Origin of the sequence: Actinomyces provencensis, from assembly GCF_900155435.1 — a bacterium.
In the GTDB taxonomy this organism is placed as follows: Bacteria; Actinomycetota; Actinomycetes; order Actinomycetales; family Actinomycetaceae; genus Pauljensenia; species Pauljensenia provencensis.
Genome location: NZ_LT700212.1, coordinates 292,363 through 303,644, shown reverse-complemented (window position 1 = coordinate 303,644; position 11,282 = coordinate 292,363). Strand labels below are relative to the sequence as shown.

The window sequence follows — 11,282 nt, the reverse complement described above, 5'->3', positions numbered from 1 at the left end:
CGGGGTGGGGCGTGCCGGGGAACAGCTGGCTGCCCGCCGCAGGGGAGCACGCCCCGACCGACCGGGGGTGACGAGGGCGGCCCGACGTGTAGTGCCGATCCTGCAGGGGGGTGGCGGCCGTGACCCCGGAGCCTTCCGGGACGACGGAGCAGGGGACGGCCTCCCGGGCTGCCCACCGGGGCGGACCCCATGGGTACGACAGGGCGGACTTCGAGGCCCCAACTGAGCGGACTTCGAGGTGGGAAGTGAGCGGACTTCGACCCGAGAAGTGAGCGGACTTCGCCGGGGGAGGGGTCAGTGGACGGTGAGTCCGAAGGAGCGGAAGCGCTCGCGGACCTCGTCGACCTGCTCCATCGAGGGCGGCTGCGTGTCCGCCAACTGGTAGTCCATGTGCAGGGAGGCCCACTTGTCGCGCCCCATCTGGTGGAAGGGGAGGACCTCCAGTCGCGACATCGAGCCCCAGCGCTGGGCGATGCGGGCCACCGCGTCGATGTTGCCGGGTGCGTCGGTGAGACCCGGCACCAGGACGAAGCGCACCCAGATCTCGATGCCGCGGGCGTCGAGCCTGTCGCCGAAGTCGACGGTGGGCTGCAGGTCCCGGCCCGTGACCTTCCGGTACGTCCCGGGGATGCCGGACTTGACGTCGAGGAGGACCAGGTCGGTGTCCTCCAGCATCTGGTCGGTGGCGGCGGCCCCCAGGAACCCGGAGGTGTCGAGTGCGGTGTGGACGCCCATCTCCTTCGCGCCGCGCAGGAGGCGACCGGCGAAGGCGGGCTGCATGAGGACCTCACCGCCGGAGAGGGTGATGCCACCACCCGTGTTGCGGAAGATCCTGCGGTAGCGCCTGATGCGCCGCAGCAGCTCGTCGACCTCGACGGGCTCCCCGTTGCGCATCGCCATGGTGTCGGGGTTGTGGCAGTAGAGGCACCGCAGGGGACACCCCGCCAGGAAGACCGTCATCCGGGTGCCCGGGCCGTCCACGGCAGTGACCAGTTCCCAGGAGTGGACGGAACCCAGCGTGCCCTCACGCATGCGCGCGAGTCGGTCCGAGCGTTCCAGGTCCGTGAGCTCCGCCAGGCCGGCGGTCCCCGCACCGGACACACGGGCGGCCGGGGCCAGGAAGTCCTGGTCACCGAGCATCTCGGGTGAGCCGAGTGGGACGACGGGCATCGGGGGACCTTTCGGAGGTGTGGGGGCAGAAGGCCGGTGGGGCAGCGGGGGGTGGGGCCGGGCAGGTGGGGAAGGCGACGGCCGGTCGGGAACCCGCGGACGGGGCCCGACCGGCCGCTCACCGGAGAGACCGGGGGCTCTGCCCTCAGGCGCTGTGGTGGAACGTGCGGGAGAGGACGTCCAGCTGCTGCTCACGCGTCAGCTTGACGAAGTTCACCGCGTAGCCGGAGACGCGGACCGTCAGGTTCGGGTACTTCTCCGGGTGGTCGATCGCGTCCTCCAGGGTGGAACGGTCGAGCACGTTGATGTTCGCGTGGTAGAGGCCCTGGACGCCTCCGTGCTCCCCGCGGGACTCCTTCATGTCGGCGAGACGCTCGTCGAAGGTCTTGGTGGCCATTGTCGGCTCCTTCAGTGGTTGTGTGTCCGGTGATTGTGTCGGGGTTGGAACTGCTCCCCGTGGCCCGCTCCGGTCAGGGGCGGGCCACGGGATGTCCGGTGCTCAGTCCTCGGGGACGAAGCCGGCGTCGAGGATGCCGACCAGGTTCTTGATCTGCTCGTCCTTGGTGCGGCCCAGGCCGGAGGGCGTGATGGTGTTCGTCAGCGAGATGCCGTCGAGCGCGTCGTTGTAGTCGAGCTTGCCCACCGACAGCATGGAGGCGACCATGCCGTGGGTGTCCAGGCCGTTCTCCGGGTTGGCGCCCGGCGCGAAGGGGGTGCCCTTCTCGTGCCCCGAGGGGAACGCGCCGGTGGCCTTGCCGTAGACCACGTTGGAGGTGATCGTCAGCACCGACTGCGTCGGGATGGCGTCACGGTAGAGCGGGATCTCGCGGATCTTGCTCATCACCGTGTGCACCACGGTCGCGGCGATGTCGTCGGCGCGGTCGTCGTCGTTGCCGTACTTCGGGAACTCGCCCTCGGTGACGTAGTCGACGACCAGGCCGGTCTCGTCACGCACGGGGGTGACCTTCGCGTACTTGATGGCTGACAGGGAGTCGGCGACGATCGACAGGCCGGCGATGCCGCAGCCCATGGTCCGCACGATGTCGGAGTCGTGCAGCGCCATCTCGACGGCCTCGTAGGCGTAGCGGTCGTGGCAGTAGTGGATGATGTTGAGGGCCTCGACGTAGGTGCCGACCACCCAGTCCAGCATGTCCTCGTACTTGGCCCACACGTCGTCGAAGTCGAGCGGTCCGTCACCCTCGACCGGGGCGTGGCCGGGGACGACCTGCTTGCCGCTCATCTCGTCGCGTCCGCCGTTGATCGCGTAGAGCAGCGACTTGGCGGCGTTGACGCGGGCGCCGAAGAACTGCATCTGCTTGCCCACGCGCATGGGGGACACACAGCAGGCGATGGCCGCGTCGTCGCCCCAGTGGCTGCGGATCTGGTCGTCGGACTCGTACTGGATGGAGGAGGTCTCGATGGAGATCGCCGCGCAGAAGTCCTTGTAGCCCTGGGGCAGTGACTCGTCCCAGAAGATCGTGATGTTCGGCTCGGGGGCCGAGCCCAGGTTGCGCAGCGTCTGGAGCAGGCGGAAGGAGGTCTTGGTGACCAGGGTGCGTCCGTCGTCGCCGAAACCGGCGTCCGACCAGGTGGCCCAGTAGGGGTCACCGGAGAAGATCTGGTCGTAGTCGATGGTGCGCAGGAAGCGCACGATGCGCAGCTTCATGACCAGGGAGTCGATGTACTCCTGGGCCCGCTCCTCAGTGATGACGCCGTCGACCAGGTCGCGCTGGATGTAGGTGTCGAGGAAGGCGGACAGGCGCCCGATCGACATGGCCGCGCCGTCCTGGGACTTCACGGAGGCGAGGTAGCCGAAGTACGTCCACTGCACGGCCTCCTGGGCCGTCGCCGCGGGCCGGGAGAGGTCGAAGCCGTAGGCAGCTCCCATGTTCTTGAGCTTCTGGAGCGCCTTGATCTGCTCGGAGTGCTCCTCGCGGTAGCGGGCCCAGTGCTCGGAGAAGGGCTGGGCGGCGACCTTGTCCTTGTCGACCTTCTTGGCGGCGATCAGTGCGTCGACCCCGTAGAGGGCCACGCGGCGGTAGTCGCCGATGATGCGGCCGCGGCCGTAGGCGTCGGGCAGGCCGGTGATGATGTGGGAGGAGCGGGCTGCGCGGATGCGCGGGGTGTAGATGTCGAAGACCGCGTCATTGTGGGTCTTGCGGTACTTCGTGAAGATCTTCTTGACCTCGGGGTCGGGCTCCTTGCCGGCCTCCTTGATGGCGGTCTCGACCATGCGCCACCCGCCGTTGGGCATCATCGCCCGCTTGAGGGGGACGTCCGTCTGCAGTCCGACGATCACGTTGTCGTCCTCGCAGATGTACCCGGGGCCGAACGCGTCGACGTCGGCGGGGGTGTGGGTGTCCACGTCGTAGACGCGGCGCTTGCGCTCCTCGGAGAGGTACTTCTTCTCCAGGTGGTCCCACACCCTCAGGGTCTTCTCGGTGGGCCCGGAGAGGAATGACGCGTCACCCGTGTACGGGGTGTAGTTGCGCTGGATGAAGTCTCGGACGTCGATGCCCTCGGCCCACGGGCCGGTGGTGAATCCGCGCCACGGATCCGCCGTCGCCTCTGCCGGAGCGGTCATCTGGGTGGTCATGATCCCTCTTCTCAGTATCTCCGGACCCCCGATCGGGGGTCCGTTGAGGGGGCCCGGTGGCCTCCCCATTGGTGCCGGGTGGGCATCTGTCATCCATTGTCCGTCGCGGGTGCGGATCCGGCCAGATCCCGACGAGGGCGGACCTATGGCCTATCTCTCAATGGTAGACGTTTGATATGCGGGTCACACGGGACATGGGTACAAGGTCCCGACGGAGGGGGTCGACCGTCCCGCCTGCGTCCCCGGGACAGGTCGTCGTGGGCCCGCTCTCCCCGATGTCCGACCGGGTCGTCAGGTGTGCCGCCCGGTGTCGGTGCCCTGCCGACGAGGGCGGGTGGCCCGGACCCTAGGATGACCGGGTGGAAGCTTTCGTCCCGGTCCTGGTGGTCCTCGCCGTCTTCGTGGTGTCCGCTTTGCTCGACCCCCGCAAGTTGCGCACCGGCGTCTACCTGCTCACGGGTCTGACGATGCTCGCCCTCCTCGCATTCGGTGGTGTGCTCCAAGGTCTGGACACGGCACTCCCTGACACACAGGCCGATGGCTGGGTCCTCCTCGGAGTTCTCATCGTGGTGGGCGTGTCGGTGGTCGCTCTCGGTGTGCTCCTGGTCCTCAACGGGCTCACCGTGGTGCGCAGGGAGGGCCGCTCCCCGGCACACATGCTGTCGCTCGTCCTGGGTGTGGCCATCCTGGGCTACGTGGCCGTGGGGGTGGTCTCACTGTTGGCTGAGCAAATGGGGGTGCTGGTCTACCTGATGCTGCTGGCACTGCCCATCGGGTGGTGCGGCTACGGGCTCATCGCCTACCTCCTGTGGTCCTGGCTCTACGGGATCCTGACCCGTCGGTTCGGGCCCCCGGTCGACGCGGTCGTCGTGCTGGGTGCGGGGTTGCGGGACGGAGAGGTGACGCCCCTGCTGCGCAGCCGCATCGACCGCGGCATCGAGTGGAGGGACCGCCCGCTCCAGGAGGGTGCCCGCCCCGTCCTCGTCATGTCGGGAGGGCAGGGAGCCGACGAGCCGCTCCCCGAGGCCGATGCCATGGCCGCCTACGCCCGCTCACGGGGGTTGGACGAGGGCGACATGCTCCTCGAGCGCGTCTCGACGACCACCCGTGAGAACCTCGTGTGCTCCGCACGCCTGCTCGCCTCGCGCGGGGAGGTGCACCGTGTGGCCGTGGTGACCAACTCCTTCCACGCCTTCCGTGCCGCCCTCCTCATGCGCGCCATCGGTCTGCCCGGATACGCGGTCGGGTCGACGACGGCCCGGTACTACTGGCCCACGGCGGTCCTGCGGGAGTACCTGGCGATCATGCGCGACAACCTGCGACTCAACATCGTCGGGCTGGTCCTCTCGCTGGCGCCGCTCGTGACCGGCGTGGTCGTCAGCCTGACGCACTGAGTGCTGCCGGCACCCGTGGCGGGCCCACGGTGGGTGCCCGCGCGGGAGGGACCGGTGTGGGGGAGGGGACGGAAGGACACTGGCGGGTGACCCGGCCGGTCGGGACGCCCCCGTGCGCCGCTGCGGTGTCGCGGACGGCCACAGGGCGGACCGGCCCGCCCGGCCCGGGACCGCGCCCTAGACTCGTCGTCATCATGCGCCCCCGGCGGCGCCCCCGGAACCCTGGAGGAGACCCACGTGGCGGAAACGGAACGCACCCTGGACATCGCGGTGCTCGGGGCGGGGACCGTCGGCTCCCAGGTGATCCGGATCCTGCAGGAGCAGGGTGAGGACCTCGCGGCCCGGGCCGGGGCGCGACTGCAGGTCGTCAAGGTGCTCGTGCGCAACCCCGACGCGCCCCGCGACGTGCCCCTCGACCCCGGCCTGCTCACCACCGACGCCGCCGAGGCGATCGACGGGCGTGACCTGGTCATCGAGCTGATCGGGGGCATCGAGCCCGCGCGCACGTACGTGCTGCGCGCCCTGCGGCAGGGCATCTCGGTGGTCACGGGCAACAAGGCCCTCCTGGCGGCCCACGGCCCGGAGCTCTACGAGGCCGCTGCCGCCTCCGATGCCGACCTCTACTACGAGGCCGCCGTCGCCGGTGCCGTCCCGGTGGTCTACGGCCTGCGCGAGTCCCTGGCCGGGGACCGCGTCACCCGGGTCCTGGGCATCGTCAACGGCACCACCAACTTCATCCTCGACGCCATGGCCACGGAGGGAGCCAGCTACGCGGATGCGCTCGCCCGGGCCCAGGAGCTGGGCTTCGCCGAGGCCGACCCCACCGCCGACGTCGAGGGCCTGGACGCGGCCGCGAAGTGCGCGATCCTGGCGTCGCTGGCCTTCCACACACGTGTCGGCATCGACGACGTCGCGGTGGAGGGCATCACCTCCCTCACCGCGGAGGACATGAGGGAGGCCGCCTTCTTCAGCCGGGCCGTCAAGCTGCTGGCCATCGCCGAGCGGCGCATCGGGGAGGACGGGCACGAGGGCGTCGCGGTGCGTGTCCACCCCGCCCTCGTCCCCCTCGACCACCCCCTGGCCTCCGTCAACGGGGCCTTCAACGCCGTGGTCGTGGAGGGTGAGGCGGCCGGGCGCCTGATGTTCTACGGGCAGGGCGCCGGTGGGGCCCCCACCGCCTCCGCCGTGCTCTCCGACGTGGTGGCCGCGGCCTCCCACCGGGTCCACGGCGGCCACGCCCCCCGTGAGTCCGTCTACGCCCACCTGCCGATCCTCGACCCGGGGTCGGCGCGCACGCGCTACCAGATGCGTCTGCGCGTCGAGGACCGCCTCGGGGTCCTCTCCGAGGTGGCGAACATCTTCGCCCGCCACGGCGTGTCCATCCAGTCCGTCCACCAGCGTGACGGGCAGGGCATCGGCCAGGCGGTCATCGTCATCGCCACCCACGTGGCACGCGAGGCGGACCTGCAGGCCGTCGCGCACGCACTCTCCCAGTCCCCGGCCGTCCGTGAGGTGGCCTCGACGATCCGTATGGAAGGCGACTGAACATGGCCCACCAGTGGCAGGGACTCCTGCGCGAGTACTCCGAGCGGCTCCCCCTGGAGCCCACCGACCCGGTGGTCACGCTCCTCGAGGGCGGCACCCCCCTCGTCGAGGCTCCCGCGATCTCGCGCCGTGTCGGTGCCGAGGTGTGGGTCAAGGTCGAGGGCGCCAATCCCACCGGCTCCTTCAAGGACCGCGGCATGACCATGGCGGTCTCCAAGATCGCAGCGACCGACACCCGCATGATCGCCTGCGCCTCCACGGGCAACACCTCCGCCTCGGCGGCCGCCTACGCGGTGGCGGCCGGTCTGGAGTGCGCGGTGATCCTGCCCGCCGGGAAGATCGCGGCCGGCAAGATCGCCCAGGCCGTCATGCACGGGGCGCACCTCATCCAGGTCGACGGCAACTTCGACGACTCCCTGAGGGTCGTGCGCAAGCTGACCGAGGCCTACCCCGTCGCCCTGGTGAACTCGGTGAACCCCTACCGTCTGCAGGGCCAGAAGACGGCGTCCTTCGAGATCGTCGACGCCCTGGGCGACGCCCCCGACATCCACGTCCTGCCCGTGGGCAACGCCGGCAACATCTCCGCCTACTGGATGGGCTACAACGAGTACGCGGGACGCAGCGTGGCCACCACCATGGGGGACTCCTGGCAGCGCCTGGACCCGGTCGCCACGAAGGTCCCGCGCATGTGGGGCGTCCAGGCCGCCGGTGCGGCCCCCTTCGTCGCCGGCCACCCCATCGACGCCCCCGAGACGCTCGCCACCGCGATCCGGATCGGCTTCCCGGCGTCCTGGGACTACGCCGTGGCCGCGCGGGACGACTCCGGTGGCCGGATCACCGCAGTCAGTGACCAGCAGATCCTCGCCGCCCAACAGCTCCTGGCCGGTGAGGTCGGCGTGTTCGTCGAGCCCGCCTCCGCTGCCTCCGTCGCCGGTCTGCTCCAGGCCGCCGAGGCGGGCGAGGTGCCCGGAGGTGCGACCATCGTGTGCACGGTGACCGGCAACGGCCTCAAGGACACGAAGACCGCGCTGGGCGGGCTGCCCGGCGGCGGCGAGGTGGAGGCCACCGTCGTGAGCCCCGACATCGTCGAGGTCGCCGCCGCCCTCGGTCTGCACTGAGGGAACCCCTCGACCAGGCGGGGCGCCCACCGTTCCCGCACCATCCACGTCCGGAGGATTGCCGCGTGCAATTGCGAGATGACTTCGTGGCCGTGTCCGTCCCGGCCACCAGCGCGAACCTGGGCCCCGGCTTCGACTCCGTGGGACTCGCCCTGGGTCTCCACGACGACGTGTCCGTGCACGCCACGACGGGTCGGACCTCCGTGGTCGTGGAGGGCGAGGGAGCCGGTCACGTCCCCGAGGACGAGGACAACCTGGTCGTGCGCTCGCTCAGGCTCGGCCTGGACCGGGTGGGGGCGCCCCAGGTGGGCATCCGCATGCACTGCACGAACCGCATCCCCCACGGCCGCGGGCTGGGCTCGTCGGCCTCCGCGATCATCGCGGGACTGGCCCTGGCCCGTGCACTGGTGGGGGACCCCGAGGTCCTGGGTGCCGACGAGCTGCTCGAGATCGGCACGGACGTGGAGGGCCATCCCGACAACGTGGCTCCTGCGGTCCTGGGTGGTGCGACCGTGGCCTGGTGCGAACGGGGACGGTCCGGGGCACTGCGCCTGGACCCGCCCGCCATCATCTCCCCGGTGGCGTTCGTCCCCGACTTCGAGTTGGCGACCTCCGCGGCGCGTGCGGCGCTGCCCTCGCGGGTGGACCACCACGACGCGGCCTACAACGCCTCACGTGCTGCGCTCCTGGCGGCACTGCTGGCCGGAGCGGGGACCGGCGCGGGGAGCCTCTCCCTGGGTGCCGGGTCGGGTGCGGAGGGGACAGGCACCGGGGCCGGGTCACCCGCCCTCCCGGACGCGCACGCACTGCTCATGGAGGCCACCCGCGACCGGCTCCACCAGGAGTACCGACGCAGTGCCATGCCGCAGTCCCTCGCGCTGGTCGACTGGCTGCGCGACGCCGGTCTCGCCGCCGTCGTCTCGGGTGCCGGGCCGACCGTGCTGAGCCTGGAGACCGTCCCGGAGACGGTGCTGGTCCAGGCCCGCCAGGCAGGATGGGCGGTCCACCGCCTGGACGTCGACCCCCACGGTGTGCGCCAGACGCGGGGCAGGTTGGCGGGCTCCCGCGGCTGACACGTCCAGGCACCCGCGGTGCGGCGACGGGTGTCGCAGTGGGCGCGTGGAGGACGTCGACCCGTCACCTCTGCCCGGCCCCGGGGTGTGATGTTGTGCTCACCGGGTCCACCCGGAGGCACAGGGGATGACACGTGAGCACTCCGGGTTGCTACTATTGGTCCAACGGCCGCCTCGCGGCCCTGCCGATCCTTCCGGCAATCCCTCCCCCCGCGCGACAGCGTTTCCGTCGCGCACCCCCATTCCTGCGTCACGCAGTGGGGACATCACATGCCCGAACGGGCAACCTAGTGAGGATCATCAGTGAGCATGGATCACACCTCTGGTGCCGACTCCACCCCCCTCTCCGCCATGAAGCTGGCGGAACTGCAGGCCGTTGCCTCGCAGATGGGGTTGAAGGGCACCTCCAAGATGCGCAAGTCCGACCTCGTCGGGGCCATCTCCTCGGCACGCTCGGACTCCCAGGGAGCTCCCGCTCCCGCCCCTGCTGCTGCCCAGTCGGCGTCCGCACCCAGCGGCGCCGGGTCGTCGACGAGCACGGGTGGCGACGGGGCCGCCCCGCAGCGTCGCGCCCCGCGCCGTCGCCGTGCGGCGACGACGGGCACCATCGACCCCGAGGAGATCGTCCTCGACCTCCCCGCCGCATCCCGCGGCACCTCCGGCTCCGAGGAGCCCGCCGCCGATCCCACCGCCTCGACGGTCCCCGCCCGCGGTCGCGGGCGTGGGCGCGCTGCCCGCAACGTGGACACCCACGAGGAGACCACCGAGCAGTCCGGGTCGACGCCCGCCCTGGACGTGCGTGCGGCCGTCGCCCAGGAGCTCGACGCCGAGCGCCACTCCGACGTGCCCTCGCGGCACCAGCGCGCGGAGCGTCCCGAACGCGCCGAGCGCCAGGAGCGTTCCGCCGTCGAGTCCCGCCACGAGCGTGACCGCGACCGTGGCCAGCGCACCCGCCGCGAGGACGGGGACGGGTCCCGTCACGAGGAGCACCCCCGTGACCTCGACCAGATCGAGCTGCCCGAAGGTGACGGCGCCGGTCAGCGCCCGCGCAACCGGCGGGAGCGCAACTCGCGTCGCCGCGGACGCGACCGTGACCGGGGCGGGGACCGCAATGACCGCCGCGACCAGCAGGGCAACCGCCAGGAGCGCCAGCGCGACGCCGAGCCGGAGGTCCGCGAGGACGACGTCCTGGCCCCCATCGCCGGCATCGTCGACATCCAGGACAACCACGCCTTCGTGCGGACCTCCGGCTACCTGCCCGGTCCGAACGACGTGTACGTGACCCTGGGCAATGCGCGGCGCTGGGGCCTGCGCTCCGGTGACGCGGTCTCCGGGGCCGTGCGCCAGCCGCGCGAGAACGAGCGCCAGCGCCAGAAGTTCAACGCCCTGGTCCGCGTCGACACCGTCAACGGGATGTCCATCGAGGACGCCCAGCGCCGCCGGGAGTTCGGCAAGCTGACCCCGCTCTACCCGACCGAGCAGCTGCGCATGGAGACCTCCCCGAAGGCCTTCACCCCCCGCGTCATCGACCTGGTCGCCCCGATCGGCAAGGGCCAGCGTGGTCTCATCGTCTCCCCGCCGAAGGCCGGCAAGACGATGGTCATCCAGCAGATCGCCAAGGCCATCGAGATCAACAACCCCGAGGTCCACCTCATGGTCGTCCTCGTCGACGAGCGCCCCGAGGAGGTCACGGACATGCGCTCGATCGTCAAGGGCGAGGTCATCGCCTCGACCTTCGACCGCCCCGCCGCCGACCACACCGTCGTCGCGGAGCTCGCCATCGAGCGTGCCAAGCGCCTGGTGGAGCTCGGCCAGGACGTCGTGGTGCTCCTCGACTCCCTGACGCGTCTCTCGCGCGCCTACAACCTGGCGGCCCCGGCCTCGGGTCGCATCCTGTCGGGTGGTGTGGACGCCGGCGCGCTCTACCCGCCCAAGAAGTTCTTCGGCGCGGCCCGCAACCTCAAGGAGGGCGGCTCCCTGACGATCATCGCCTCGGCGCTGGTGGAGACCGGCTCGAAGATGGACGAGGTGATCTTCGAGGAGTTCAAGGGCACCGGCAACATGGAGCTGCGCCTCTCGCGCCAGCTCGCGGAGCGCCGCATCTTCCCGGCCATCGACGTCAACGCCTCCGGCACGCGTCGCGAGGAGATGCTCTTCAAGCCCGAGGAGCTGCGGATCATGTGGAAGCTGCGCCGCGTGCTCGGCACCCTCGACCAGCAGAGCGCCCTCGAGCTCATCCTCGGCAAGCTCAAGGAGACGCAGTCCAACGCCGAGTTCCTCATGCTCGTCCAGAAGACGACCCCGAACGCGGACTGACCCCGCGCGTACGAGGGCGACGCCCCCGGGTGGCCGATCGGCTCCCCGGGGGCGTCGTGCGTGGGGGGTG

8 protein-coding genes are annotated in these 11,282 nt (G+C 70.9%); 5 read left to right on the top strand and 3 right to left on the bottom strand.

The features are described 5' to 3' along the window. Nucleotides 1-294 precede the first annotated feature (294 nt). The 3 genes from pflA to BQ9890_RS01315 form a co-directional block, all read right to left on the bottom strand. Nucleotides 295-1,170 (bottom strand): pyruvate formate-lyase-activating protein, encoded by an 876-nt coding sequence (gene pflA, locus BQ9890_RS01325; protein WP_075888750.1) that lies wholly within the window; start codon nt 1,168-1,170, stop codon nt 295-297. Nucleotides 1,171-1,315: 145 nt separating this feature from the next. Then, nucleotides 1,316-1,567, bottom strand: coding sequence for an autonomous glycyl radical cofactor GrcA2 (gene grcA2, locus BQ9890_RS01320; RefSeq protein WP_043535475.1), 252 nt, complete (start codon nt 1,565-1,567; stop codon nt 1,316-1,318). Between the two features lie 102 nt (nt 1,568-1,669). After that, the gene (locus BQ9890_RS01315; protein WP_075888748.1) at nt 1,670-3,766 is read right to left on the bottom strand and encodes a pyruvate formate lyase family protein; all 2,097 of its coding nucleotides are present in this window, start codon (nt 3,764-3,766) and stop codon (nt 1,670-1,672) included. A 359-nt stretch (nt 3,767-4,125) separates the two neighbouring features. Between BQ9890_RS01315 and BQ9890_RS01310 the strand changes: the two genes are divergently transcribed. The 5 genes from BQ9890_RS01310 (at nt 4,126) to rho (ending at nt 11,212) form a co-directional block, all read left to right on the top strand. Then, nucleotides 4,126-5,160, top strand: coding sequence for a YdcF family protein (locus tag BQ9890_RS01310; protein WP_075888746.1), 1,035 nt, complete (start codon nt 4,126-4,128; stop codon nt 5,158-5,160). A gap of 237 nt (nt 5,161-5,397) precedes the next feature. After that, nucleotides 5,398-6,705 carry a homoserine dehydrogenase gene (locus BQ9890_RS01305; protein WP_075888743.1) on the top strand — a complete coding sequence of 436 codons (1,308 nt, stop codon included), beginning with the start codon at nt 5,398-5,400 and terminating at the stop codon, nt 6,703-6,705. A 2-nt stretch (nt 6,706-6,707) separates the two neighbouring features. Further along, a complete protein-coding gene (gene thrC / locus BQ9890_RS01300; RefSeq protein ID WP_075888740.1) occupies nt 6,708-7,823 on the top strand; it encodes a threonine synthase in 1,116 nt (371 codons plus the stop codon). 65 nt (nt 7,824-7,888) lie between these two features. Next, on the top strand, nt 7,889-8,896 hold the full coding sequence (locus BQ9890_RS01295) for a homoserine kinase (protein WP_075888738.1): 1,008 nt from the start codon (nt 7,889-7,891) through the stop codon (nt 8,894-8,896). Nucleotides 8,897-9,205: 309 nt separating this feature from the next. Beyond that, entirely contained in the window at nt 9,206-11,212 is a 2,007-nt protein-coding gene (gene rho, locus BQ9890_RS01290) for a transcription termination factor Rho (protein ID WP_075888736.1), read from the top strand. Nucleotides 11,213-11,282: the final 70 nt, after the last annotated feature.